Source organism: Bradyrhizobium sp. ORS 278 (genome assembly GCF_000026145.1).
Classification (GTDB): Bacteria; Pseudomonadota; Alphaproteobacteria; order Rhizobiales; family Xanthobacteraceae; genus Bradyrhizobium.
On sequence record NC_009445.1, the window covers coordinates 2,490,512 to 2,516,952 of the forward strand.

Consider the following 26,441-nt stretch of genomic DNA (forward strand, 5'->3'; position numbering starts at 1 on the left):
GACTGACGTGATCATCGACGTGCACGGCCATTACACGACGGCCCCGAAGGCGCTGGAAGAGTGGCGCAACCGGCAGATCGCGGGCATCAAGGATCCCTCGGTGATGCCGAAGGCCTCCGAGCTCAAGATCAGCGACGACGAGCTGCGCGAGAGCATCGAGAGCAACCAGCTCAAGAAGATGAAGGAGCGCGGCAGCGATCTCACGGTGTTCTCGCCGCGCGCCAGCTTCATGGCCCACCACATCGGCGACTTCCAGGTGTCCTCGACCTGGGCTGGGATCTGCAACGAGCTGTGCTACCGTGTCAGCCAGCTATTCCCCGACAATTTCATCGGCGTCGCCATGCTGCCGCAGTCGCCGGGCGTCGACCCCAAGACCTGCATTCCCGAACTGGAAAAGTGTATTAAGGAGTATGGCTTCGTCGGCATCAATCTGAACCCGGATCCCTCCGGCGGCCACTGGACCTCGCCGCCGCTGTCGGACCGGCACTGGTATCCGATCTACGAGAAGATGGTCGAGCTCGACATCCCCGCGATGATCCACGTCTCGACCAGCTGCAACGCCTGCTTCCACACCACGGGCGCGCATTATCTCAACGCCGATACGACCGCGTTCATGCAGTGCCTGACGTCGGACCTTTTCAAGGACTTCCCGACCCTGAAGTTCCTGATTCCGCATGGCGGCGGCGCGGTGCCGTATCACTGGGGTCGGTTCCGCGGCCTGGCGCAGGAGCTGAAGAAGCCGCTGTTGAAGGATCACCTGCTCAACAACATCTTCTTCGACACCTGCGTCTATCATCAGCCTGGCATCGACCTTTTGACCGGCGTGATCCCGATCGACAACATTCTGTTCGCGTCGGAGATGATCGGCGCCGTCCGCGGCATCGATCCCGAGACCGGCTTCTACTACGACGACACCAAGCGCTACATCGAGGCCGCCAAGCTGACGCCCGAGCAGCGCCACCAGATCTACGAAGGCAACGCCCGGCGCGTGTTCCCGCGTCTCGACGCCGCGTTGAAGGCCAAGGGCAAGTAATCTAAAGCGAGCCATGAGCACCCCCATGAACAATCTCGGCATCGTCAAGACCAAGATCACCCGCGCCGACAAGGCGGCGGTGGAGAAGCTGTCCAAGTTCGGCGTCGCCACCATTCACGAGGCGATGGGCCGGGTCGGCCTGATGCAGTGCTACATGCGTCCGATCTATCCGACGGCAAAGATGTGCGGCACTGCCGTCACCGTGCTGCTTCAGCCCGGCGACAACTGGATGCTGCATGTCGCGGCCGAGCAGATCCAGCCCGGCGACGTCGTCGTCGCGGCCTGCACGGTGGAGAACACCGACGGCTTCTTCGGCGATCTCCTGGCCACCAGTTTTCGCGCGCGCGGTGCGCAGGGTCTGGTCATCGACGGCGGCGTCCGTGACGTCGCCGATCTCACGGAGATGCAGTTCCCGGTTTTCTCGCGCGCGATCAGCGCCCGCGGCACGGTGAAGGCGACGCTCGGCTCGGTCAACATCCCGATCGTCTGCGCCGGGGCCGCGGTTAATCCTGGTGACGTGATCGTCGCCGATGTCGACGGCATCGTCGTGGTGCCGGCTGCGGTCGCGCATCAGGCGGCGGACGCCGCGGCGGCGCGCGAGGCCAACGAGGCCGACAAGCGCGAGAAGCTGGCGTCGGGCGTGCTCGGTCTCGACATGTACAAGATGCGCGAGCCGCTGGCGAAGGCCGGGCTCAAATATATCGATTGAGCGATGACGGCGGCGTCCAACCAGTGGCATGTCGGGCTGATCGGCTACGGCGAGGTCGGCAAGATCCTCGCCGAGGATCTGCGCAAGGACGGCGTTGATGTCTCGGCCTATGATGTGAAGCTCGCTGACATCAGGGGCGACGCGATGCGCGCGCATGCCGACAGCATCGGCGTGACGCTGGCCGCGTCGCATGCGGAGCTGGCGGCGCAGGCCGACTTCATCGTGTCGGCGGTCACGGCGAGCCAGGACGTGGCGGTGGCGGAGGCCTGCGCTGCGGCGATCAAGCCGGGCGCCTGGTTCCTCGACTTCAACTCGGCTTCGCCCGGCGCCAAGCAGCGCGCTGCCGCGCTGATCGACGGCGCCGGCGGGCGCTATGTCGAGGGCGCGGTCATGACCTCGGTGCCGCCGTATCGCATCAAGGTGCCGCTGCTGCTCGGCGGCGCCGGGGCGCGCGAGCTGGCGCCGCTGCTCAACGATCTCGGCTTTGCCGCAAAGCCTGCCAGCGACAAGCTCGGCGTAGCCTCCGCGACAAAGATGTGCCGCAGCATCATGATCAAGGGCCTCGAGGCGATGGTGATCGAGAGCTTCACCACCGCGCGCGCCTATGGCGTGGAAGATGCCGTGCTGGCCTCGCTGAAGGAGACCTTCCCCGGCATCGACTGGGAGAAGCAGGGCGCCTATTTCTTCCAGCGCGTGATCGAGCATGGCCGCCGCCGCGCCGAGGAGGTGAGGGAGGTCGCCGAGACCGTGCGCGATATCGGCCTGACGCCGTGGTCGGCTGAGGGCACCGCCGAGCGCCAGGCCTGGGTCGCCGATCTCGCCGACGACGGCTTGTTCGGCACCCGCGGCACCAAGGACTTCGCGCGCTGCCCGGACTGGCGCACCGAGGCCGATCGCATTCTCAACAAGATCAGATCCAAGGAGTAGGGAACCTCATGGAGTTCCAGAAGACCCCGGGATGGCTCGACTGGTACGACGGCCCGTCGAAGCCGCGCTTCAAGGTGCCGGCCGGCAGCGTCGATGCGCATTGCCACGTGTTCGGCCCCGGCGCCGAATTCCCCTATGCGCCCGAGCGGAAGTACACGCCCTGCGACGCCTCCAAGCACCAGCTCTACGCGCTGCGCGACCATCTCGGCTTCGCCCGCAACGTCGTCGTGCAGGCGACCTGTCACGGCGCCGACAATCGCGCGATGGTCGATGCGCTCGTGCATTCCAACGGCAAGGCCCGCGGCGTCGCGACCGTCAAGCGCAGCGTCACCGATGATGAGCTGAAGGCGATGCACGACGCCGGCGTGCGCGGCGTCCGCTTCAACTTCGTCAAGCGCCTGGTCGACTTCACGCCGAAGGACGAACTGGTCGAGATCGCCAACCGCATCAACAAGCTCGGCTGGCATGTCGTGATCTACTTCGAGGCCGTCGACCTGCCGGAGCTGTGGGACTTCTTCACCTCGCTGCCGACCACCGTCGTCGTCGACCATATGGGCCGGCCCGACGTGACCAAGCCGGTCGATGGCCCGGAGTTCGAGCTCTTCGTGAAGTTCATGCGCGAGCACTCCAACGTCTGGTCCAAGGTGAGCTGCCCCGAGCGTCTTTCCGTCAAGGGACCGCCGGCGCTGAACGGCGAGCCAAACGCCTATCGCGACGTGGTGCCGTTCGCGAAGCGCATCGTCGAGACCTTCCCGGATCGCGTGCTGTGGGGCACCGACTGGCCGCATCCGAACCTGAAGGACCACATGCCCGATGACGGCCTGCTGGTCGATTTCATTCCCCATATCGCCGTCACCGAGGAACTGCAGAAGAAGCTCCTGGTCGACAATCCGATGCGGCTGTACTGGCCCGCAGAATCCTGAAGGAGGCAAGCGATGTCGCTCGACAAACCCTATACCGACGTTCCCGGCACGACCATCTTCGACGCCGACATGTCGCGGATGGGCTATCACCTCAACCAGTTCTGCATGTCGCTCATGAAGGCCGAGAACCGCGCGCGCTTCAAGGCCAATGAGCGCGCCTATCTCGACGAATGGCCGATGAGCGAGGAGCAGAAGCAGGCGGTTCTCGACCGCGACCTCAACCGCTGCATTGCGCTCGGCGGCAACATCTACTTTCTCGCCAAGATCGGTGCGACCGACGGCAAGAGCTTTCAGCAGATGGCCGGCAGCATGACCGGCATGACCGAAGAGCAATATCGCGAGATGATGATCAAGGGCGGCCGCTCGCCCGAGGGCAACCGCTACACCGGGGAGAAGAAGTAAATGGCAAAAATCTCCGCAAGCGTTTTCACCTCGCACGTTCCGGCGATCGGCGCCGCCCTCGACCTCGGCAAGACCGGCGAGGATTATTGGAAGCCGGTGTTCGCCGGCTATGACTTCGCCAAGCAGTGGGAGAAGGAGCAGAAGCCGGATGTCGTGTTCCTGGTCTTCAACGACCACGCGACCGCCTTCAGCCTGGATATGATCCCGACGTTCGCCATCGGCACCGCGGCCGAGTATCAGCCGGCCGACGAGGGCTGGGGCCCGCGCCCGGTGCCCAAGGTGATCGGGCATCCGAAGCTCGCCGCGCATATCGCGCAGTCGGTGATCCAGGACGATTTCGACCTCACCATCGTCAACAAGATGGACGTCGACCACGGCCTCACCGTGCCGCTCAGCCTGATCTTCGGCCAGGTCGATGCTTGGCCGTGTCCGGTGATCCCGTTCGCCGTCAACGTCGTGCAGTATCCGGTGCCGTCGGGCCGCCGCTGCTTCATGCTGGGCAAGGCGATCCGCAAGGCGATCGAGAGCTATGACGAGCCGCTCAACGTGCAGATCTGGGGCACCGGCGGCATGAGCCACCAGTTGCAGGGTCCGCGCGCCGGCCTGATCAACCGCGAATGGGACAACGCCTTCCTGGACAAGCTGATCAACGATCCGGAAGGGCTGTCCAAGGTGCCGCATATCGACTACGTCCGCGAGGCCGGCAGCGAGGGCATCGAGCTCGTGATGTGGCTGATCGCGCGCGGCGCCATGAGCGACGTCAACGAGACCAAGAAGGGCAACGCGCCGACCGTGCGTCACCGCTTCTACCATGTGCCGGCCAGCAACACCGCGGTCGGCCATGTGATCCTGGAGAACAACTAAATGGCCAACACGATCAAGGTCGCGCTCGCCGGCGCCGGCGCCTTCGGCATCAAGCATCTCGACGGCATCAAGAACATCGACGGCGTCGAGGTCGTGTCGCTGGTCGGCCGCCGCTTCGACCAGACCAAGGAAGTCGCCGACAAATACGGCATCAAGCACGTCTCGACGGAGCTTGCCGACAGCCTCAAGCTGCCGGAGGTCGACGCCGTCATTCTTTGCACCCCGACGCAGATGCACGCGGCGCAGGCGATCGACTGCCTCAAGGCTGGCAAGCATGTGCAGGTCGAGATCCCGCTGGCGGACTCGCTGAAGGACGCGCAGCAGGTCGTCGAATTGCAGAAGGAGACCAGGCTGGTCGCGATGTGCGGTCATACGCGGCGCTTCAATCCCAGCCACCAGTTCGTGCACAAGAAGATCAAGGCTGGCGAGTTCCACATCCAGCAGATGGATGTGCAGACCTACTTCTTCCGCCGCACCAACATGAACGCTCTGGGCCAGCCGCGCAGCTGGACCGACCACCTGCTGTGGCACCATGCCGCCCACACCGTCGACCTATTCGCCTATCAGGCGGGCTCGCCGATCGTGAAGGCCAATGCGATCCAGGGCCCGATCCACCCGACGCTCGGCATCGCCATGGACATGTCGATCCAGCTCAAGGCGGCCAATGGCGCGATCTGCACCTTGTCGCTGTCGTTCAACAATGACGGCCCGCTCGGCACCTTCTTCCGCTACATCGGCGACACCGGCACCTACATCGCCCGCTACGACGATCTGGTGAACGGCAAGGAAGAGAAGATCGACGTCTCCAAGGTCGACGTCTCCATGAACGGCATCGAGCTGCAGGACCGCGAGTTCTTCGCCGCGATCCGCGAGGGCCGCGAGCCGAATGCGTCCGTCGCCCAGGTGCTGCCCTGCTACCAGGTGCTGCACGACCTCGACGAGCAGCTCGCCAAGGGTTGATATCAACTCCTCCTCGCGCGCGGTGTGCGCGGGGAGGACTTCTGCGGGCCGAAAGCCGGGCTGCGCCGATGTTACGGCGCCTTGGACGGCTTCAGCTTCGGCAAGGTCGCCACGATCTTCTGCTTGCCGTCGACGATCTCCGCCAGGAAGCTCTCGCGGTCGATGTCGCCGTTCTGATCCCAGCTCGCTTCCATCAGCATGCCCGGCGCCTTGTCGGGCGTCAGCGTCAGGCCCTTCATGGTCGTGCCGAAGGCGTGGCCGTCGAACTTGCCGATGATCTCGGTCACGTATTTGACGAGATAGACCGCGGTATAGCCCTTGATGCCGTTGTGATCCGGCCAATAGCGATAGCGATCGCTGAACTTCTTCGCAAATGCCTGAATGGCCGGAACGGGCGCATCCGCGCTCAGGCCGACGTGGCCGCGTACGCCATTGGCGGCGGGGCCCGCGAGCTCGACGACCTTCTGGCTCAGGAGCGTGGTCTCGCCGAACAGCGGAACCGTCAATCCCTGACGCTTGGCCTCGATCAGGAAGCGCGCGCTCTCCTCCTCGTTGGTGTAGACGAAGACGGCATCGGCCTTGACGTTCTTCAGCTTGATGACGTCGGAGCCGAAATCGACCTGGCCCTGCTCGGTTGAGAGGTCGGACGCGATCTCGATGCCGCGGACCTTCATCTCCTTGACGAAGCTGTCGCGGCCGCCCTTGCCGAAATCGTTGTTGACCCAGACGACCGCGACCGACTTCACCTTGAGCTGGTCGTGCAGATAGTTGGCGATCTTCGGCATGCTGAACTGCTGGCCGAAGGCGGTGCGGAAGATCCAGGGATTGCCCTGCGTGGTGATATCGGCGGCCTCGGCGCCGACGATCTGCGGCACCTCCGCCTGTTGCGTCAGCGCCATGTTGACCTTGACCGAGCCGGAATAGATCGGCCCCAGCACCACGTACGGCTCGCGATCGAGCACCTTCTGCACCTGGGCGCGCGACACGCCCGGATTGCTCTGCGTATCCAGATGTTCGGTCACGATCTTCCGGCCGAGAATGCCGCCGGCGGCGTTGATCTCGTCGACCGCCAGCGCGACACCGTCGCGCCAATTGGTGCCCGACACCGCGCCGGGGCCGGACAGCTCGACGACGTCGGGAATGTAGACCGTGTTTTCGGCTTGCGCCGCGCCTGCCCAGAGCGTGGCGGCCAACGCCACCCCTCTCAATAATTTCAAATGCCTCATGATGTCCTCCCCATTTCTTTTTTGCTTATGTCGATCGATCCGGCGGCGCCTCCGCAAAGCCGAGCAATCGTCGCGGCGTCTTCCAAAGCAGGCGCTGCTGATCCTCCGGATCCGGAAAAATCTCGGAGATTCCCGCCAGCAGCGGCCCGTAATCGAGTCGCTCGGGCGCGCGCAGGAACGGCCAGTCGGAGCCCCAGACGCAGCGGTCGAGTGTGAAGGCGTCGACCAGCGCGGCGATGAAGGGCCAAGTATCGGTGTAGGGCCAAGCTTGCTTGGCGAACTTGTAGTAGCCCGAGAGCTTGATGACGGCATCGCGTTCGCGACCGAGCGCGAGCAGCGCCTGGAACGAGGGACGCTCGACGCCGTGTTCGACGACCGGCCGACCGCAATGATCGAACACTAGCCGAACGCGGGATCGCTCGATCAGCGGCAGCAAGTCGAGCAGCTGATCCTGCTCGACCTGGACCTGCAGGAACAGATCGAGCTCGGTGAGCTTCTCGAGCAGCGGCGCGGCGTCCTGGTAGTAATGGGTGCCGTAGAACGGCACGTTGAACGCGATGCCGATCACGCCGGCTGCCTTGAGGCGTTCCAACTCCTTGATCCCGACATCCTTCTCGACCACAGCGACGCCCTTGAAGCGCCCGTTCCCGAGACGGAGTGCGTCGAGCAAGACCCGGCTGTCGGAGCCGTAGCCGGAGTTCGTCGCGACGATCAGCGCGTGCCTGACATCGAAGACATTGAGCACGCGCACCAGATGTGCGGCCGGAGCTATTTCTGCTCCGGTCGGGCGGTAGGGTGTATCCGCCGCATAGGGAAAGCGCGCGGGATCGATGACGTGGATATGGCAGTCGATCCGTGGTCCTGTCGGGAGCGCCATGGCGGGGTTGTTATTGTCTGAGCATCAGAACGTCGCTTGGATGGCCTTGATCAGCTCCGGTGTGACGTCCGGCAGAACGCCAAACCAGGCCTGGAAGGCGAGACGCGCCTGGTTGAGCAGCAGGCCGAGACCGTTGACGGTGGTACAGCCGCGGGCGCGCGCGTCCGCCAGGAAGGGCGTCTCCAGCGGCGTGTAGATCAGGTCGGCCACGAGCGTCTTCGCGGACAGCCGCGTCAGGTCGATCTCCAGCGCGGGCTTGCCGATCATGCCGCGATCAGTGCTGTTGATCAGCAGCGCGACATCGGCGACGGCGCCGGAGCGATGATCCCAAGTCACCGTGCTGATGACGGAGCCAAACTCCGCGGCGATGGCTTTCGCCTTGTCGTCAGTACGGTTGCTGATGCGGATCTCGCGGGCGCCGTTCTCCAGCAGTGCGACGACCACCGCGCGCGCCGCGCCGCCGGCGCCGAGCAGCAGGATCGGACCCTCGTCGGCGCGCCAAGCCGGCTTGGCGTCGCGGAGGCTCTGAACGAAGCCATTGCCGTCATTGTTGAAGCCGCTCAGCGTCCCATCCTGCTCGACGACGATGGTGTTGACGGCGCCGATGCGCCGCGCGGTGTCATTGACCCGGTGCAGCAGGGGCATCGCCGTCTGCTTGTGCGGCATGGTGACGTTGCAGCCGCGAAAGCCGAGCGCCACCAGCCCCGCAAGGGCATCCTTGAGCCGCTCCGGCTGCACCGCCAGCGGGACATAGACGCCGCGCAGCCCGTGCGCGTTCAGCCAGAAATTGTGAATCGTGGGAGAGCGCGAGTGGGCGACGGGCATGCCGATGACGCCAGCCAGTCCAAATCCGTTCGCTTGCGACATGCTGCGCCAAGGCCTCCCGTCGGGATTTCGGCCTGTTCCGGCCGATATGAAATCGTCTTATGGACAATGATCCAGCCATGCAATTGAAACATTCCGTCACAGTGTCCTTCGCAATGCACGCATCGTTTCATGGTGTGGACTGGATGCAGCATCGCAGTACCCTGCCTCTGGGCAAAGTGGCGGCAGGTTTCTATGATCGCGAACCACAGTCGCGCCGAGCCTCCAGGCCGCGTCCGACCGGCTACGAGGGATCTCGATTGACCATTCAGTCTCCGCTCTCTATCGCGACCGAAAGCTTCACCGACGCCGCTGCTGCAGTGGCGCGGCTCCAGGAGATCTACGAGCGCAACACTGCCTTCCTGCGCTCTCATTTCGAGGCCTATGCCAACGGCGTCGTGCCGGCGAGCCGCATCCGCGCGACCTATCCGTTCGTGCGCCTCACCACGGCGAGCCACGCCCGGCTGGACTCGCGCCTCGCTTACGGCTTCGTCGCGGGACCCGGCGTGCACGAGACCAGCGTGACGCGGCCGGATCTGTTCCGCTCCTATCTCACCGAGCAGATCCGGCTGTTGATCGAGAACCACGGCGTGCCTGTCGAGATCGGCGAATCCGCCGAGCCGATCCCGGTGCATTTCGCCTATCGCCGCGACATCAATATCGAGACGGCGCTGCCGCATCACGAGAGCCCGCTGGTGACGCGCTCGCTGCGCGACGTGTTCGACGCGCCTGACCTCGCCACCATGGACGATGCCATCGCCGATGGCACGCTGGAGCTCAAGCCGGGCATGCCCGAGCCGCTGTCGCTGTTTCGCGCCGCGCGCGTCGACTACTCGCTGCGCCGGCTCTATCACTACACTGGGACCGATCCCGATCATTTCCAGAATTTCGTGATCTTCACGAACTACCAGTTCTACGTCGATGCCTTTGCGGACTGGGGCCGCCAGCAACTGGCGGCCGGGCAGGGCAGCGCGGACGCCTTCGTCGAGCCCGGCAACGTGATCACGGCCAGCGCGCGGCTCGGCGGCGGCACCACGGGCGCCGCGCCGGCACGGACGCCGCAGATGCCGGCCTTCCATCTCGTCGAGCACGGCCACCAGGGCATCACGCTGATCAACATCGGCACCGGGCCGTCGAACGCGCGCAACGTCACCGACCACATCGCGGTGCTCAGGCCGCATGCCTGGCTGATGGTCGGGCACTGCGCGGGCCTGCGCAACACGCAGCGGCTCGGCGACTACGTGCTGGCGCACGGCTATGTCCGCGAGGATCACGTGCTCGACCAGGAACTGCCGCCGTGGGTGCCGATCCCCGCGCTTGCCGAGATGCAGGTCGCGCTGGAGGAGGCGGTGGAGGCCGTGACCGGGTATTCCGGATTCGAGTTGAAGCGGCTGATGCGCACCGGCACGGTCGCCAGCGTCGACAACCGCAACTGGGAGATCTCCGGCCCGGCCGTGATCCGCCGGCTGTCGCAATCGCGCGCTATCGCGCTCGACATGGAATCGGCGACCATCGCCGCCAATGGCTATCGCTTCCGCGTGCCTTACGGCACCTTGCTCTGCGTCTCCGACAAGCCGCTGCATGGCGAGATCAAGCTCGCCGGGATGGCCAGCGATTTCTATCGCCAGCGCGTCGGCCAGCACCTGCAGATCGGCCTGAAGGCGCTGGAATTGCTGAAGCACCAGGAATCGGAGCGGCTGCATTCGCGCAAGCTGCGCAGCTTCGCCGAGGTCGCGTTTCAGTAGCGGCTCGCGGCCGCCTGGAATCAGCGCCCCCGGCGCTGGTCGAACACCTGCCGGGCCTGCTCGACCTCGGGCATCTTGGCGATGGTCCAGGCATAGAGCGCCCGGAACGGCGGCTGCAGGGTGCGGCCGAGCGGGGTGATCTCGTATTGCACGGCGACCGGCGAGTCCGCGATCACCTCGCGCGCGACGAGGCCGTTGCGCTCGAGCCGGCGCAGGCATTGCGTCAGCGCCTTCTGCGTCACGCCCTCGAGTTGCTTCTTGATCGCGTTGAAACGCAGTGGGCCGCCGTCGAGCACGGCCAGCACCATCATCGACCATTTGTCGGCGATCTGGTCGATCAGCACCCGGCTCGGGCATTCCGATGAGAAGTGCTGCGGCTTGCAGCGGAGCGGGGCGGTCTCGGACGTCGAAGCATCGGTCACGGCGGTGGTTTCCTTTGGGATACCTGAGCGACTTCGGGTGCCCCATTGACTTCAGGTTTACGAAGTATACTGGAGCGGTTCCGAACGCAAGGGAGCCTTCTGAATGTCCGATCTCGATACCAGCGTGCTGTTTCGTCCGTTTCGCCTGAAATCGCTGGAGCTGAAGAACCGCATCGTCATGGCGCCGATGACGCGCAACGCCGCGCCGAACGGCGTTCCCGGCGAAGCCAACGCCGCCTATTACCGCCGCCGCGCCGAAGGCGGCGTGGGGCTGATCCTGACCGAGGGCACGGTGATCAACCGTCCGGCCTCGCGCAACGAGCCTAACATTCCCTTCTTCCACGGCGAGGCCGCGCTGGCCGGCTGGCAGAGCGTGGCGAGCGCCGTGCACGCCGCCGGCGGCCGCATCGCGCCGCAGATCTGGCACACCGGCTCCACCAAGGGCATAAGCCGCTGGGAGCCGGACGCGCCGGTCGAGAGCCCGTCGGGCCTGGTCGCGCCGGGCAAGCCACGCGGCAACATCATGACCGAGACCGACATCGCCGACACGGTTGCCGCCTTCGCGCAGGCTGCGGCCGATGCCAAGCGCACCGGCTTCGACACGGTCGAAATCCACGGCGCCCATGGCTATCTTGTCGATGAGTTCTTCTGGTCCGGCACCAACAAGCGCGAGGACCGCTATGGTGGCCCGACCATCAAGGAGCGCTCGCGGTTTGCCGGCGAGATCGTCTCCGCGATCCGCAAGGCTGTTGGTCCCGACTTCCCGATCATCCTGCGCGTCAGCCAGTGGAAGCAGCAGGACTACGCGACGCGCCTGGCCGAGACGCCGGCGCTGATGGGCGACTGGCTGCAGCCGCTGGTCGACGCCGGCGTCGACATCCTGCACTGCTCGCAGCGCCGCTTCTGGGAACCGGAATTCCCGAAGATCGACGGCGAGAAGGGGCTCAACTTCGCCGGCTGGGCCAAGAAGATCACGGGCGCCGCGACCATCAGTGTCGGCTCGGTCGGGCTGTCCGACGAGTTCTTCTCGGCGTTCGCCGGCAAGCCGTCGACCTCGGCCGATCTCGACGCGCTGCTCGAGCGGATGGCGAAGGACGAGTTCGACCTCATCGCCGTCGGCCGCGCGCTGATCAGCGATGCCGACTGGGTCGCCAAGATCAAGGCCGGCGACAAGGCCGGGCTGAAGGGCTTCAACGCCGCGGACCTCGGCGCGCTGGTGTGAGTTGGGTCGCGGCTTCTTCACCAAGTCCGTTCGCGTCCTCCTGCTAGAGCGTGGGTCGCCTGCGTTGTTAGTTGGATGCGAATAAAAACCACGGAGTCGGTGCACCCTCTCCCCCTGTGGGAGAGGGTGCCGGAGATGCAAAGCATCGGAGGCGGGTGAGGGGTCTCTGTCCGCACGGGAGCTCGCGGAGAGAGACCCCTCACCCGGCTCGCATTCGCTGCGCTCATGCGATCCACCCTCTCCCACAAGGGGAGAGGGTGCACCGCCATTGCGGCCCGTTAGTCCTTCCCCGCCAAGACGTGGAGCGGATGTTGTTGTCTGGTGAGAGGCAACTATGTTCGCTGCGCCTTGCACAATGGGACTCTCACTCCCGCACCTAATGCACCGTCAGCTCCAGATATAACGGGCTGCGGAAAGTCGACGACGGCATCCAGGGCAGTTGCTCCTGGGTGCGGCGATACTCAGGCACCACCTTGTGCAGCTCGTCGAATGCGATCCTGATCGCCATGCGCGCGATCGCGGAGCCGAGGCACGCATGCACGCCGCCACCGAAGCCGAGATGGCCGCGCGGCTTGCGGGTGATGTCGTAGACATCGGGATTGGGAAACTGCCGCTCGTCGCGATTGGCGGAGCCGTAGGCGAGGCAGACGAAGTCGCCTTCGCGCATGGTTTGGCCATGCAGGGTGAGATCCTTCTGCAGGCAGCGTCGGAAGCGTTGGGCCGAGGTGTTGAAGCGCAGCGACTCTTCGACCGCATCCGTCAGCAGATCGGGATTGGCGACGACCGCGCGCCGCGCGTCTGGGTGATCGGCCAGGTTATAGGCCAGCATGCTCATAAAGCCGCCGAGCGACTCGATGCCGGCCATGATCAGGGTGGTCGTCGTCAGCAGCACCTCGCGCTCGTCGAGCTTGTCGCCGTCGATCTCGGCCATGCTGAAATGCGAGATCAGATCGTTCTGCGGCCGGGCGCGGCGCTCGGCGATCACGCCGGCCGCATAGTCCTGCATCCAATTGTAGGCGGCAATGTGCTGCGGCCCCTTGGCGCGGCTCACCGGGTCGCTCTGCACCATCAGCACCGCCTTGTCGCGCACCGTCTGCTCGTCGCCGAGCGGCAGGCCGAGCGCGGCGAACAGCACACGCACGGTGAACTTGGACGAGAACGCCTCGATGAAGTCGAAGCGCTCCTGGCCGCGCAGCGACTCGGCGCTGTCCCGGGCGATGTCGCGGATCGGGCCGGACAGGCTCTCCAGATTGCGCTTCATGAAAGCGTGCTGGACGAGGCCGCGCAGGCGGTCGTGACGCGGCGGATCGGTGGTGCCGAGCGTCGCGCCGGCGCGGTTCGGCAGTTCGGTCATCAGGTTGCCCTTGGCCGAGGAATAGGTCTGCCAGTTGGTGCCGGCCGCCGCGACATCGGCGTAGCGCGACAGGATCCACACCTGGGCCTGCGGGCTCCAGAAACAGGGATGTTCGTCGCGCAAGGTCTTGTAGAACGGGAACGGGTCGGCATCGACCGCCGGCGAATACGGATCGAATGTGAACATCTGTCGGGCCTCCTCTCCATTGAGTATGGTCGTTGTTGTTCTTTTCACGATCCTAAGCGGAGCGTCGCCGCCGCGTAAGACACGAACGCCGGTCAAGACTTGCACTTTTCCGACATCCCGGCTTAGATCGCGCTCATGCCACGCTTTCGCACCAAACCGTCGATCCCCGCCTTCGCGCTGTATGGCGAGGCCTCCGCCGCGCAGCCCGACATGCTGCACATCGAGCCGATCCAGGTGCGCAGCAAGCTGTATCGCTGGGAGATCGAGGCGCATACGCATCAGGGTCTGCACCAGATCCTGTGGGTCGCCGCCGGCCCGGCCGAGATCGCCCTGGACGAACGCCGCGAGCGTTGCAGCGGCCCGGTTGCGGTGATCATTCCGCCCGGTGTCGTGCATGCCTTCCGCTTCTCGCGGGAGACCGACGGTTTCGTTCTCACGTTCAATCCGCGTGCCGTGGTCGAGGGCGACGTGCCGGCCACCGGCGAAGCGCTCCGCGACCTGTTTGCAACAGCGCAGATCCTGCATCTCGAGCCGCAGGCGGTGGCGACGGGCCGCATTGCGGCGTTGTTCGTCGACCTCGCCGACGAGTTCGGCGCCGCCGACTCGGCTGCCTCGCCGGTGCCGCATTGGCTCGGGCGTTCGATCGTGTGGCGGCTTGCGCAGCAGAGCGCGCGGCTGTCGCAGGGCGGACGGCGTGGCAGCGGGCATGCGGATCTGTTCACGCGCTTCATCGTGCTGGTCGAGGCCCATCACCGCGATCATTGGTCGGTCGCCCGTTATGCCGACGAGCTCGGCATGACGCCGGAGCGGCTGAACCGGCTGACGCGGACGGAGACCGGACAGTCTGCGCTCGATATCGTGCATGCGCGGCTCGCCCGCGAGGCGTGCCGACGGCTGACTTATATTGCAGCGCCGGTGTCGAAGCTGGCATTCGAGCTCGGCTTCAAGGATCCCGCCTATTTCTGTCGCTTCTTCAAGCGCCACACCGGCGCCAGCCCGCGTGACTATCGCCGCGCGATGGGCGTGGCCGACGAGGCCGCCGGTTCCGGCCGTTGACCCCGCCGGGTCCGGATACCGCTGCGGTGTTCCGTCGCGACGTTGGAAAAGTGCAAGAGAATGCAGCGTCCATCCAAGTGAGCAGGCACGCTCCTTGATAAAATTCGCGACTGACAAGCAAAGCCAACAACCCTGTTGTCGCGAATCCGGGAGAAGAGGCCCATGAAAGTCCAAGTCTGCATCATCGGTGGCGGCCCCTCCGGCCTGATGCTGTCGCAGCTCCTGCACCTGCAGGGCATCGATACGATCATCCTCGAAAAATCCAGCCGCGACTACGTGCTGTCCCGCATCCGCGCCGGCGTGCTCGAGCACGGTTTCGCCAAGCTGATGCGCGAGGCGCAATGCGGCGAGCGCATGGATCGCGAAGGCGAGATCCATCACGGCTTCTACATCGCCCATGACGGCAAGCTTGACCGTGTCGACCTGCACAAATATTCCGGCGGCAACTCGGTGATGGTCTACGGCCAGACTGAGCTGACCCGAGATCTCTACGAGGCCCGCGACAAGCTCGGCGGCAAGGTCGTGCACAACGCGGCCGACGTGACCCCCCACGACATCGCCACCGACAGGCCCTACGTCACCTATCGCAGCGGCGAGGAGGTGATCCGCGTCGACTGCGACTACATCATTGGCGCCGACGGTTTTCACGGCGTCAGCCGCAAGTCGATCCCGCAGGACAAGATCAAGGAGTATGAGCGGGTCTATCCGTTCGGATGGCTCGGCGTGCTCTCCAGGACCAAGCCGGTGTCGCCGGAATTGATCTATGCCAAGCACGAGCGCGGCTTCGCGCTGTGCTCGCTGCGCTCGCAGGTGCTGAGCCGCTACTATGTCCAGGTGCCGCTGACCGACAAGGTCGAGGACTGGAGCGACGACGCGTTCTGGGCGGAGCTGAAGCGCCGCCTGCCCGAAGAGGTTGCTGCCAAGCTGATCACGGGACCGTCGATCGAGAAGAGCATCGCGCCGCTGCGCAGCTTCGTCTGCGAGCCGATGCGCTATGGCCGGCTGTTCCTCGCCGGCGACGCCGCCCACATCGTGCCGCCGACCGGTGCGCGCGGGCTGAACTCGGCCGGGTCCGACATTTATTATCTCTATCAAGGGCTGCTCGATCACTACAAGAAGGGCGACGATTCCGGCATCGACGGCTATTCGCAGCGCGCTCTGGCGCGCATCTGGAAGGCGCAGCGCTTCTCCTGGTGGCTGACGACGCTGCTGCACCGCTTCCCGGACCGGCTGCCCTATGAGGACCGGCTGCAGAGCACCGAGATCGATTATCTGTTCTCCTCCGATGCAGCCCAGCGTTCGCTTGCGGAAAACTATGTCGGACTGCCTTATTAGGCATCGATCTGCTAGGACATGACGAGGGAATCCGCGCCGCGATGGCGCGGATTCGAGATCCCGGCTGAACGGGACGAACAAGGTGAGGAAACGAACATGACGACATTCACGAGCTTGCCGCGTGCGGGCGCGGTCGGTGTCCTGCTGACGCTGCTGATGATCGGTCCCGCGGGCGCCGCGGCCCTGGTCGGCGAACCGACAGCGACCTGCAGCGGATTGGCTGGGGTTTCCGACGGCGCGATGCGGATCGACAGCGCCGCCATGCAGGCGCCGTCGCCACTGACCGTCGCCGAGAAGGCCGGATCTCCGGCCGCGCGCGTCGTTCCGGCCAATCCCGCCTTCTGCAAGGTGCTGGGGCATCTCGAGGCCAGGGATCCGCAGGCGCCGCCGATCAAGTTCGAAATCAACCTGCCGCTCGATTGGAATGGCCGCTCCCTGCAATATGGCGGCGGCGGCTTCAATGGCGTGCTGATCACCGGGCTCGGTCTGCCGCCGGCCTATCCGTTCGACAAGGCCTCGCCGCTGGCGCGCGGCTTCGTCACCTATGGCACCGACTCCGGTCACGAGTCCAAGCCGGGCGAGCCGCCGCAGACCTTCGCGCTCAGTGATGAGGCATTCGAACACTTTGCTCACGTCGCGTACAAGAAAGTCCGCGATGCGGCGGTCGCGGTGATGAAGAGCGCCTATGGCAAGGCGCCTGACAAGATGTACTTCATGGGATCGTCCGAAGGCGGCCGCGAGGCGCTGACGATGGCGCAGCGTTATCCAGATGATTTCGACGGCATCTTTGCCCGTGTGCCCGTGATCAACTGGGTCGGGCTGCAGCATGCGGGCACGCGCGGCGGGCTGGTGACGATGGGTGAAGGCTGGATCAGCCCGGCGCAGGTCAAGCTGGTTGCGGAGGCCGTGCGCCAGAGCTGCGACAAGGCGGACGGCGTCGCAGATGGCCTGATCGCGAATCCGGTTGACTGCAAGGCGAGTTTCAAGCTGGACGGCCTGCGTTGTCCCGACGGCAAGAGCGGCGAGGCTTGCCTGAGCGACGCGCAGATCAAGGCGATTGCGACGCTGCACGCGCCGTATAAGTTCCCGTTCGCGCTTGCCAACGGGCTCGATGATTATCCGGGCTGGGGCATCTCCGGCGAGGACACCGAGGGCTTCGCCTCTGCAGGCGGCTGGATCTCGTGGTGGCTCGGCAAGGCGGCACCCACGCAGCCCCCGACGCCCGCGAACGGCATCGCCTGGGTGTTCGGCACCGGCGGCACGCAATATGTGTTCGCGCGCGATCCCAAGCTCGATGTCACCAAGTACAAGCCGGAGGACTACAAGGATCGCTTGCTGCAGGTGTCGCAACTGATGGATTCGACGGATCCGGATCTCAGTCGCTTCCGTGCCCGCGGCGGCAAGCTCGTCATGCTGGAGCATATGGCCGATTATGCGCAGAGCCCTTACGCCGGCATCCGCTATTTCGAGAGCGTCGAGCGCAAGCTCGGCAAGGCCGAGACGGCGGAATTCGCGCGGCTCTACACCGCGCCCGGCGTCGATCATGTCGGCAACGGCGCGCCGGCCAATGTCGACATGCTGAGCGTGCTGGTCGACTGGGTCGAGACCGGCAAGGCGCCGGACGATCTCGCCGTCGTCGAGCAGAAGATCGAGGCGCCGGCCTTCACGGTGACGCGCAGCCTGCCGCTGTGCCGCTGGCCGGCCTGGCCGCGCTACAAGGCGGGACCTGTCGAGCAGGCGGCGAGCTTTGTGTGCGCGCAGTAGTCGCGGGGGAGAGCGTCGGCGGCGTCGCGGCCGCGCACGTCGAAAACGTAGGGTGGGCAAAGGCGCGCCAATGCTGCGCGATGTTTGCGCTGCCGTGTCGCGCGCCGTGCCCACCATTCGCCTGCCGCGTGCAGGAGGCGCGGTGGGCACGGCGCGGGAGGGAGCGCAGACGATCAGTTGCGGCGGTGGCGCGCCTTTGCCCACCCTACGAGGCTGTGAATCTTTCGATGCCTATTCTCGCTGACTATGATTCTCTGAGCGGAGCGGTTTGCTGGAGGTCATGATGGCTAAGGACGAGCTTTTCGATGGATTGCCGGAGCAGTCGGGTCCCAAAGCGCGGGAGCTTCCGAAGGGTGCGCCTCGTCTGCGGGTTCCGGAGCGCAACCAGGTCGAGCTGCGCGCGGTCGATATCGACAGCCTGATCGGGCAGGATCATCCGGCGCGGATGATCTGGACCTATGTCGAGACGCTCGACCTGAGCGAGTTGGAAGACCGAGTGAAGGCGCGGGAGAACAGGCCTGGTCATCCGGCACCGTCGCCACGCCTTTTGCTGGCGCTCTGGCTCTATGCCACCAGCGACGGCGTCGGCAGTGCTCGGGCGCTGGATCGCCTGTGCGAGAGCCATGATGCCTATCGCTGGCTGTGTGGCGGGGTATCGCTGAACTATCACACGCTATCGGACTTCCGCGTCGGCTGTGCCGATGTGCTCGACCGCCTGATGAGCGAACATCTGGCGGCGTTGAGCGAGGCCGGGCTGGTCGATCTCGATACGCTGGCACAGGACGGGGTGCGGATCCGCGCCAATGCGGGGGCCAGCTCGTTCCGGCGCGAAGCGAGGCTGCAGCAGAAGCTGGCGGAAGCAACGGAGGTGGTGGAAGAGCTCAAGCGGGAAGTCGATGCAGATCCAGAAGCCAGCAACCGGCGCATCCGCGCGGCGCGTGAGCGCGCCGCACGCGAGCATAAACAGAAGGTCGAAGCGGCGCAGGCGGCGCTGGAGGAGATCAAGCGCAAGCGCCAGAAGCTCGAGGAAAAAGGCGGTAACGGCAAGAAGCCGAAGGAGCCTCGGGCCTCCACCACCGATCCGCAGGCGCGGCGGATGAAGATGGCCGATGCCGGCTTCCGTCCCGCCTACAACGTGCAGGTCGTCAGCGCTGCAGCTGCGATGATCGTGGTCGCAATCGACATCGACAACAACGGATCAGACGGCGGCCTGATGCGACCGATGCTGGAGCGGCTGCGCGACAAGCTGCAACGCCTGCCCAGGCGCTACCTCGTCGATGGCGGATACTGCCGTGGCGACGACATCGAATGGGCGCATGGCCAGAACATCGAGATCTACTGTCCGCCGCGCTCGCAAAAAAGCGGTGTTGATCCTTATCTGCCCCGAGATACCGATGGCCCTGGTGTGGCGGCCTGGCGAGCGCGCATGGCGAGCGAAGCCGGCAAGGCTCAGTATCAGCTCCGCTCGCTGTGCGAATGCATCCACGCCCGCTGGCGCAACTGGGACCTCCGGCAAGTGACGGTACGCGGCATCGACAAGGTTCGCGCCGTCGTGAGCTGGTACGCGTTCACCAACAACCTTCTGCAAGGATTGCACCTCATCGCCTGTCAAAAAGCAGCATCATAGTCGCCGGGAGCGGCATCCGAGGGATCCTCCGGGACAATCCGCCGCACAGAGCCGCCCACAACGGCTATCCCGCGGCGACAGCCCCCTCGTCGCAAACTCAGCCCTGAACTCAAATTGGCTCACAAGCTCTACGGCCCCGCTGTCGTCCCGGCCTCGAGCCGGGACTCATACCCCCAGGGAGCTATTTGAGGTAGGCTGGTCATTGGCTTTGTGCCCAACACGTCTGCCGCGGCTTGTGGGTCCCGGATCGGCGCCGTGCCGCGCTTTGCGCGTCGCGGCTTGTCCGGGACGACGGCTGAAAAGAGCGACTTCACATCTCAAACAGCGCGGAACATGACATCCCGATCTCGCGGCGCATCGCGCCCGAGCCGTGCATCGATCATGTCCCTCCGAACAATGAGAGGGCGCAGGGAATGCCGGGTGAGGGCCTCACCCATGGCCCGCCTGCGAGAAAAAATGCAGGCGGCAGGTACCACAGGTTCAGCCGAGCATCCGGCATTCCCTGCGCGGTGTCTTCACGCTTATACGCAGTCGCCCTGGTGCGCCGGCGTGTTGGCCACCTCCGCGCGAGGCGAGCCTCGTCGCGTTCGCGACCATGCGCTTGCGCGCATGGCGCGGATGACACCAGCTTCGGGGTGTCGGGCCGCTGCGACTTCACGTCCGCAGGCGATCGTTCGTCCGCAACCTCGTCGCCGAGCCTGCTGCGATCTCCCGCGGCCACCGCATCCCCGCCTCGCGTGTCGTGACGATCGCGCGCAACGCCCCTCTCGTTGAGGCAGGATGGCCGCAAGATAAGCACATCTTCCGATAAAGCGAAAGAAGAATCTTCTGGAAAGCGGAAGTTTCTGGACCGACAATCTGTTCAGCGGCTGGTCGCTGCGCCGGCGAACATGGTTGTCGGGAGCCGTTCCAATCCCTGCACGTTAAACCGGAGCGAGTACGTCCGGATGGACCGCGAGTTCCATGCGCGAGATCGGCTCGGTTAGGAGTTCCCTCATCCTGCTGTTAAATCCAGCGTTAAGCGGCACGGGCGATGTTGGCGCCAAGGAGTTGCCGATGTCAGCTGAACACCATGACGATGCTTGCCGCCTGGAGGCACTGGCGGAACTGGATATACTGGATACGCCGCGCGAGCGCGCGTTCGACAGGCTCACCGGGTTGTGCCGCAAGATCTTCGACGTGCCGATGTCGACGCTGACCTTCATCGACGGCCATCGCCAATGGTTCAAGGCGGCCGACGGCATGACCGAGCGCGAGGGCGACCGGCGGCCGGCGCTCTGCAACCTTGCGATCCGGCAGTCCGAGCCCCTCGTCATCTTCGATACTCATCAGGACGCGCGCCTGGCGGGCAATGTCCTGGTCTATGGCAAACCGTTCATCCGGTTCTATGCCGGCGCGCAGCTTCGTATTTCCGGAACCAATGTCGGCACGCTCTGCGCGATGGACACCAGGCCGCGGGTGTTCGGTGCACGCGACGTCGAGATGCTCCGGGACCTTGCGGCGCTCGCCGTCGACGAGCTGATGCTGCGCAATCTGAGCCTGCGCGACGGTCTCACCGGTGCGCTCTCGCGCCGCGCCTTCCGCAGCGAGGGCGAGCGCCTGCGGGCGCTCGCGGAGCGCCATCGTCACCCGCTCACCTGCGCCTTGCTCGACGTCGATCACTTCAAATCCGTGAATGACAATCATGGCCATGCGGCCGGCGACCTCGTGCTGTCGAAGGTGGTCGGCGCCTGTCAGAACGTCCTGCGCGCCTCCGACGTGATCGGCCGTCTCGGCGGCGAGGAGTTCGGCATCATCCTGCCGCATACGAGCCTGGACGACGCGATGGCTGTGCTCGAGAAGATGCGCTCCGCCGTCGCCGACCTTTCGATCGAGAGCCCGTCGGGACCGATCCGCATCACCGCCAGCTTCGGCGCCGTCGACCTCACGCCCGGGCAACCCTTCGATGCCATGCTCGCGCGCGCCGATCGCGCGATGTATGCAGCGAAGAACGGCGGCCGCAACCAGGTCATCGCCTGGGTCGAGGCCGCGCCCTCGATCGCCCCGACACTGCGGCGCGTCTTCAAGGCCGGGCAGATCGCCTTCAACGCCGGACGCTCCACCTTCGACTGCACGGTCCGCGCGCTGTCGGAGACCCGCCGCGCTGGAGGTGATCTCGACGGCCGACCTTCCCGAGCAGTTCAAGCTCGCGATTGAAAGCGACGGCTTCTCGCGCGCCTGTCGCATGACCGCACGCACCGAGCAGCGCATCGAGGTTGCATTCGTGTAGTTCACCTCGCTGCGGAGCAGGGGCGTTCCCGCCCTGCCTGCGAGGCTCGAACCTGACGCTGGATGCGTTGTGTCCGTTTATTCTGCGGGCATGAGTGGATTGGTGGGGGTGCCTGGCGCATTGGCCGCAATCTGCGAACACGATGGCCCTGGCTCGCATCGGGCAGAGCGCGCCCCCGCGCGCACCATGTCCAAGGCGAGCAGACCCGGGGTTTTGACAACACGGGCGAGCTGCTCTTTACTTGATCGCGTAAGTTGACAGGAGGCCACCATGCATCTTCGTTACCTGGTGGCTGCGGCAGCGTTCGGGCTCGCCTCGGCACTTGCCACGCCTGTTTCGGCAAACGACTTCTTCGCGACCAGCATCGATCGTCCCGGCGGCGACTACCGCAGCTTCGACACCTTCGACGACGCGCAGGCCTGCCGGCAGACCTGCAATCGCGAGTTGCCGCGCTGTCGCGCCTGGACCTATGTCAAGCCGCCGACCTTCTGGCACGGGCTGCAGCAGCCGCCCGCGCGGTGCTGGTTGAAGGCCGTCGTGCCGCGGGCGCGAGCCAATCCGTGTTGTATCTCCGGCATTTCCGGCGGCCAGAGGATCGATTAGGAGCGCCCTTCACACTCCGACGCCCGTCTGTTGTCTTCCGTAGGGGCGCTCTGCGCCCTCAAAAATGAGTTGCGCACCTCAGAAATCGCGCTAAGTTCCTCAACCCGAAGGGGAGGAGCATGAACGCACCGCTGACATTGCGGGACATCGCGCGGCAGGCCGGCGTCAGTCTGGCCACCGTCGACCGCGTGCTGCACAACCGGCCGGGCGTGCGCCCGGACACGGTGCGGCGTGTCAAGGACGCGATGGCGCGCAGTGCGTTCCAGCCGCATGCGGCGGCCTCGGAGCTCGCCCGCGCGCGCTCGCGGCGCTTTGCCTTCGTGATGCCCGCCGGCGTCAATCCCTTCATGCAGCAGATCCAGGCGCATCTCGGCGAGCTCGCGGCCTGGATGGCCGCGCGACGGCTGATGACCGATGTCGTCACCACCGACGTGTTCGATCCGGCGGTGCTGGCCGGCAAGCTCGAAGATCTGGTCGGGCGCGTCGACGGCGTCGCGGTGGTCGCGCTCGATCATCCCAGCGTGCGCGCGGCGATCAACGATCTCGTCGAGGCCGGCGCCAAGGTGGTGACGCTGGTGTCGGACGTGCCGTCGTCGCGCCGGCACCATTATGTTGGGATCGACAATATCGCCGCCGGCCGAACCGCTGGCGCGCTGGTCGGACGTTTCGCCGGCGGCAAGCCGGGGCGGGTCGCGATCATGGCGGGCTCACAGGGCCTGCGCGATCATGCCGAGCGCATCTTCGGCTTCAGCCAGGTGCTGGCGGCGGAGTTTCGGCACCTCGAGATTTTGCCGGTCGCCGAGGGGCATGATGCGGATGATCGCTCGGAACAGCTGATGCGGGCGCTGCTCGCCGAGACCAGCGACATCGTCGCTCTCTATAATGTCGGCGCCGGCACGGCGGGCGTCGCCCAGGCGCTGACCGAGTCCGGCCGTGCCGGCGACATCGTGTTCGTCGGTCATGATGTCACCGCCTTGACGCGCAAGCTGTTGCTGTCGGGCGTGATGGCCGCGGCGATCTCGCAGAATCCGGGGCACGAGGCCCGCTCCGCGGTGCGCGTGCTGCTGGCGCTGGCGCGCGGTGAGCCGATCCTGAGTGAACAGGAAGCGATCCGCATCGACATCGTGATGCGGGACAATCTACCGTGAGCCGGGCGGCTGCGGTTTACGCAGCCGGCCGATCACGCAACGAAACGAAAGTGGGCCAGGTCCCGAAGCGACGAAGATCGCTCACGACCGACGGCCCGTATGGGAGGAGGGAAGCGTGTTTCTCGGACTGGATGTCGGCACATCCGGCGTAAAGGCCGTGCTGGAGGACGAGGCGGGCGCGCTGGTCGCGAGCGCCGGCCGTCCGCTGGCGCTGTCGCATCCGCAGCCTTTGTGGTCCGAGCAGAATCCCGATCATTGGGTCGAGGCCGTCATCGGCGCGGTCGACGATCTCGCTGCGCGTCATCCGCGCGAGGTTGCGGTGGTGCGCGGCATCGGCCTGTCCGGCCAGATGCACGGCGCCACCTTGCTGGGCCGCGACGGCCGGCCGCTGCGGCCTGCGATCCTGTGGAATGACGGCCGCTCGCAAGCTGAATGCGCCGAGCTCGAACGGCGTTGCCCGGAGTTGCACGCGATCGCCGGCAATCTCGCGATGCCCGGCTTCACCGCACCGAAGCTGGTGTGGGTGGCAAAGCACGAGCCGGAGATCTTCGCTCAGGTGGCCAAGGTGCTGCTGCCGAAGGCGTATGTGCGTTACCGACTGTCCGGAGAAATGGCCGAGGACATGTCGGATGCAGCAGGCACCTTGTGGCTCGATGTCGGCGCGCGGCGCTGGTCGGAGAAGCTGCTGGCGGCGACGGATCTCGGACTCGATCACATGCCGCGGCTGGTCGAAGGCAATGAGCGCAGCGCGGTGCTGTCGCGCGCGCTGGCGCAGCGCTGGGGCATGAGCGGCGAGGTCGTGATCGCCGGCGGCGCAGGCGACAATGCCGCCAGCGCGATCGGGCTCGGCGCGATCACGCCCGGCGACGCATTCCTGTCGCTGGGCACCTCAGGCGTGCTATTCCGCGTCACCGACCGCTTCGCGCCGGCGCCGGAGGCGGCCGTGCATGCGTTCTGTCACGCGCTCGGCGGGCTCTGGCACCAGATGGGCGTGATGCTGTCGGCCGCGGCCTCGCTGTCCTGGCTGGCGCGCATCCTCGCGACGCCCGAATCTGCGCTGCTGGCGCCGCTCGGCGTCCGCGTCGATCGTCCGAGCCCGGTGCAGTTCCTGCCGTATCTCGATGGCGAGCGCACGCCGCACAATGACGCGCATGCGGCGGGCGCGCTGGTCGGTCTGCGCAGCGCCGCGTCGCGCGACGATCTCGTGCAGGCCGTGCTCGAAGGCGTCGCCTATGCCTCGCGCGACATGCTCGCCGCGCTCGGCCGCAGCGCGCAGCAGATCACGGCCCTCGATCTGGTCGGCGGCGGTTCGCGCTCCGTCGTGTGGGCGCAGATCATGGCCGATGTGCTCGGCGTGACGGTGCATCGCGTCGAGGAGGGCGAGGTCGGCGCCGCCATCGGCGCCGCCAGGCTCGGCCGTCTCGCCGCGACCGGCGAGGCGCCCGCCGATGTGTGCCGCAAGCCGCGGCGGCTGCAGAGTTTCGAACCGCGCGCCGCGCAGCGCACCGCTTACGACGATGCCTATGCGCGCTGGCGCAAGCTCTATCCTGCTCTCAAGGAGTAACCGCTCGTGAACGTCCAGGCTCCCTTCTTCCACACCGGCGCGACCGTCGCTTATGGCGGCCAGGAGTCGCGCAGCCCGCTGTCGTTCCGCTGGTACGACAAGGATCGCGTCATCCGCGGCAAGCGCATGGAGGACCATCTGCGCTTCGCCGTCTGCTACTGGCATTCGTTCTGCTGGCCGGGCAGCGATCCGTTCGGCGGCGAAACCTTCCTGCGGCCGTGGCAGCATGGCAACGACGCGCTCGCGATGGCGCGCGCCAAGGCCGATGTCGCGTTCGAGCTGTTCCGCCTGCTCGACGTGCCGTTCTTCACCTTCCACGACGTCGATGCCGCGCCGGAAGGCGCAACGCTGAAGGAGTCGGTGGCCAACCTCAACGCCATCGCCGACCTGTTCGAGCAGAAGATGGACTCCGCCAAGGTGCGGCTGCTGTGGGGCACCGCGAATCTGTTCTCGCACCGCCGCTACATGGCGGGCGCGGCGACCAACCCCGATCCCGACGTCTTCACCTATGCCGCCGGCCAGGTGCGCGCCGCGCTCGAGGTGACGCATCGGCTCGGCGGCGCCAACTACGTGCTGTGGGGCGGCCGCGAGGGCTACGAGACCCTGCTCAACACCGACATGAAGCGCGAGCTCGACCAGCTCGGCCGCTTCGTCGCGATGGTGGTCGAGCACAAGCACAAGATCGGCTTCAAGGGCCCGCTGCTGATCGAGCCGAAGCCGAAGGAGCCGACCAAGCATCAGTATGATTTCGACGTCGCGACCTGCTATGGCTTCCTGAAACGCTACGACCTGCTCGCCGACGTCAAGCTCAACATCGAGCAGAACCATGCCATCCTGGCCGGCCACTCGTTCCAGCACGAGATCGCGCTGGCGCAGGCGCTCGGCGTGTTCGGCTCTGTTGACATCAACCGCGGCGACGATCTGCTGGGCTGGGACACCGACCAGTTCGCGATGAATGTGCCGGAGCTGGCGCTGGTGTTCCACGACATCCTGAGAGGCGGCGGCTTCACCACGGGCGGGCTGAACTTCGACGCCAAGATCCGCCGGCAGTCGATCGATCCGGACGATCTGCTGCACGCCCATGTCGGCTCGATGGATGCGTGCGCGCGGGCGCTGATCGCGGCCGACGAGATGCTCACCGACAGCGCGCTGACGGCGCCGCTCGCGCAGCGCTATGCCGGCTGGGACGGCGAGGAGGGACAGTCGATCCTCGCCGGGCGCCGCTCGCTCGCCGAACTCGCCGATCGCGCCGTCAACACCAGCCTCGATCCGCAGCCGCGCTCCGGCCGGCAGGAATATCTTGAAAGCGTGGTGAACCGCTATGTCTGACGACAGCAGCCTGCATCAACCGACGGGCGCGG

General features: G+C 65.8%; 23 protein-coding genes. 18 read left to right on the plus strand and 5 right to left on the minus strand.

From position 1 onward, the window contains the following. Window positions 1-7: 7 nt before the first annotated feature. Genes BRADO_RS10950 through BRADO_RS10980 form a run of 7 tightly spaced genes read left to right on the plus strand, consistent with a single transcriptional unit; the run spans window position 8 to window position 5,818 of the window. Window positions 8-1,033 (plus strand): amidohydrolase family protein, encoded by a 1,026-nt coding sequence (locus BRADO_RS10950; protein WP_011925384.1) that lies wholly within the window; start codon window positions 8-10, stop codon window positions 1,031-1,033. 13 nt (window positions 1,034-1,046) lie between these two features. After that, on the plus strand, window positions 1,047-1,742 hold the full coding sequence (gene ligK, locus BRADO_RS10955) for a 4-carboxy-4-hydroxy-2-oxoadipate aldolase/oxaloacetate decarboxylase (RefSeq protein ID WP_011925385.1): 696 nt from the start codon (window positions 1,047-1,049) through the stop codon (window positions 1,740-1,742). Window positions 1,743-1,745: 3 nt separating this feature from the next. Next, window positions 1,746-2,669 (plus strand): NAD(P)-dependent oxidoreductase, encoded by a 924-nt coding sequence (locus BRADO_RS10960; RefSeq protein ID WP_011925386.1) that lies wholly within the window; start codon window positions 1,746-1,748, stop codon window positions 2,667-2,669. A gap of 8 nt (window positions 2,670-2,677) precedes the next feature. Continuing rightward, a complete protein-coding gene (locus BRADO_RS10965) occupies window positions 2,678-3,592 on the plus strand; it encodes an amidohydrolase family protein (protein WP_011925387.1) in 915 nt (304 codons plus the stop codon). A gap of 12 nt (window positions 3,593-3,604) precedes the next feature. Continuing rightward, complete coding sequence (gene ligA, locus BRADO_RS10970) at window positions 3,605-3,994, plus strand: protocatechuate 4,5-dioxygenase subunit alpha (protein WP_008965157.1); 390 nt, start codon at window positions 3,605-3,607, stop codon at window positions 3,992-3,994. Next, the gene (locus BRADO_RS10975) at window positions 3,995-4,858 is read left to right on the plus strand and encodes a class III extradiol dioxygenase subunit beta (RefSeq protein WP_006609597.1); all 864 of its coding nucleotides are present in this window, start codon (window positions 3,995-3,997) and stop codon (window positions 4,856-4,858) included. It abuts the gene before it with no gap. Further along, window positions 4,859-5,818: a Gfo/Idh/MocA family oxidoreductase gene (locus BRADO_RS10980; RefSeq protein ID WP_011925388.1), complete on the plus strand. Its 960-nt coding sequence runs from the start codon at window positions 4,859-4,861 to the stop codon at window positions 5,816-5,818. It abuts the gene before it with no gap. 71 nt (window positions 5,819-5,889) lie between these two features. On the opposite strand, the gene BRADO_RS10985 is transcribed toward BRADO_RS10980, so the two are convergent. Genes BRADO_RS10985 through BRADO_RS10995 form a run of 3 tightly spaced genes read right to left on the minus strand, consistent with a single transcriptional unit; the run spans window position 5,890 to window position 8,788 of the window. Next, complete coding sequence (locus BRADO_RS10985; protein ID WP_041756361.1) at window positions 5,890-7,044, minus strand: ABC transporter substrate-binding protein; 1,155 nt, start codon at window positions 7,042-7,044, stop codon at window positions 5,890-5,892. A 25-nt stretch (window positions 7,045-7,069) separates the two neighbouring features. Beyond that, the gene (locus tag BRADO_RS10990) at window positions 7,070-7,921 is read right to left on the minus strand and encodes an amidohydrolase (protein WP_011925390.1); all 852 of its coding nucleotides are present in this window, start codon (window positions 7,919-7,921) and stop codon (window positions 7,070-7,072) included. A 24-nt stretch (window positions 7,922-7,945) separates the two neighbouring features. Beyond that, window positions 7,946-8,788: a shikimate dehydrogenase gene (locus BRADO_RS10995; protein WP_011925391.1), complete on the minus strand. Its 843-nt coding sequence runs from the start codon at window positions 8,786-8,788 to the stop codon at window positions 7,946-7,948. Between the two features lie 257 nt (window positions 8,789-9,045). Between BRADO_RS10995 and BRADO_RS11000 the strand changes: the two genes are divergently transcribed. Beyond that, window positions 9,046-10,530 carry an AMP nucleosidase gene (locus BRADO_RS11000; protein ID WP_011925392.1) on the plus strand — a complete coding sequence of 495 codons (1,485 nt, stop codon included), beginning with the start codon at window positions 9,046-9,048 and terminating at the stop codon, window positions 10,528-10,530. A gap of 20 nt (window positions 10,531-10,550) precedes the next feature. Here BRADO_RS11000 and BRADO_RS11005 read toward each other — a convergent pair whose 3' ends face one another. Next, window positions 10,551-10,874 carry a helix-turn-helix domain-containing protein gene (locus tag BRADO_RS11005; RefSeq protein WP_011925393.1) on the minus strand — a complete coding sequence of 108 codons (324 nt, stop codon included), beginning with the start codon at window positions 10,872-10,874 and terminating at the stop codon, window positions 10,551-10,553. A 181-nt stretch (window positions 10,875-11,055) separates the two neighbouring features. Here BRADO_RS11005 and BRADO_RS11010 point away from each other — a divergent pair, with 181 nt between their 5' ends. Continuing rightward, entirely contained in the window at window positions 11,056-12,174 is a 1,119-nt protein-coding gene (locus tag BRADO_RS11010) for an NADH:flavin oxidoreductase (RefSeq protein ID WP_011925394.1), read from the plus strand. A gap of 376 nt (window positions 12,175-12,550) precedes the next feature. On the opposite strand, the gene BRADO_RS11015 is transcribed toward BRADO_RS11010, so the two are convergent. Beyond that, complete coding sequence (locus BRADO_RS11015) at window positions 12,551-13,714, minus strand: cytochrome P450 (protein ID WP_011925395.1); 1,164 nt, start codon at window positions 13,712-13,714, stop codon at window positions 12,551-12,553. 135 nt (window positions 13,715-13,849) lie between these two features. Here BRADO_RS11015 and BRADO_RS11020 point away from each other — a divergent pair, with 135 nt between their 5' ends. From BRADO_RS11020 to xylA, 9 genes are all read left to right on the plus strand, one after another. Further along, window positions 13,850-14,770 (plus strand): helix-turn-helix domain-containing protein, encoded by a 921-nt coding sequence (locus BRADO_RS11020; protein WP_011925396.1) that lies wholly within the window; start codon window positions 13,850-13,852, stop codon window positions 14,768-14,770. A 162-nt stretch (window positions 14,771-14,932) separates the two neighbouring features. After that, complete coding sequence (pobA, locus tag BRADO_RS11025) at window positions 14,933-16,105, plus strand: 4-hydroxybenzoate 3-monooxygenase (protein ID WP_041756362.1); 1,173 nt, start codon at window positions 14,933-14,935, stop codon at window positions 16,103-16,105. Between the two features lie 156 nt (window positions 16,106-16,261). Further along, entirely contained in the window at window positions 16,262-17,869 is a 1,608-nt protein-coding gene (locus BRADO_RS11030; protein WP_085972862.1) for a tannase/feruloyl esterase family alpha/beta hydrolase, read from the plus strand. Between the two features lie 280 nt (window positions 17,870-18,149). Then, window positions 18,150-19,496, plus strand: a complete 1,347-nt coding sequence (locus tag BRADO_RS11035) for an IS1182-like element ISBrsp2 family transposase (protein ID WP_050781079.1) — start codon at window positions 18,150-18,152, stop codon at window positions 19,494-19,496. Window positions 19,497-20,552: 1,056 nt separating this feature from the next. Beyond that, complete coding sequence (locus BRADO_RS11040; RefSeq protein WP_011925400.1) at window positions 20,553-21,692, plus strand: sensor domain-containing diguanylate cyclase; 1,140 nt, start codon at window positions 20,553-20,555, stop codon at window positions 21,690-21,692. A 343-nt stretch (window positions 21,693-22,035) separates the two neighbouring features. Beyond that, on the plus strand, window positions 22,036-22,368 hold the full coding sequence (locus BRADO_RS11045) for a PAN domain-containing protein (protein ID WP_011925401.1): 333 nt from the start codon (window positions 22,036-22,038) through the stop codon (window positions 22,366-22,368). 119 nt (window positions 22,369-22,487) lie between these two features. Next, window positions 22,488-23,516 (plus strand): LacI family DNA-binding transcriptional regulator, encoded by a 1,029-nt coding sequence (locus BRADO_RS11050; protein ID WP_011925402.1) that lies wholly within the window; start codon window positions 22,488-22,490, stop codon window positions 23,514-23,516. A gap of 115 nt (window positions 23,517-23,631) precedes the next feature. Continuing rightward, window positions 23,632-25,080 carry a xylulokinase gene (gene xylB / locus BRADO_RS11055; RefSeq protein WP_011925403.1) on the plus strand — a complete coding sequence of 483 codons (1,449 nt, stop codon included), beginning with the start codon at window positions 23,632-23,634 and terminating at the stop codon, window positions 25,078-25,080. A gap of 6 nt (window positions 25,081-25,086) precedes the next feature. Continuing rightward, window positions 25,087-26,409: a xylose isomerase gene (gene xylA, locus BRADO_RS11060; protein ID WP_011925404.1), complete on the plus strand. Its 1,323-nt coding sequence runs from the start codon at window positions 25,087-25,089 to the stop codon at window positions 26,407-26,409. The last annotated feature ends 32 nt before the right edge of the window (window positions 26,410-26,441 follow it).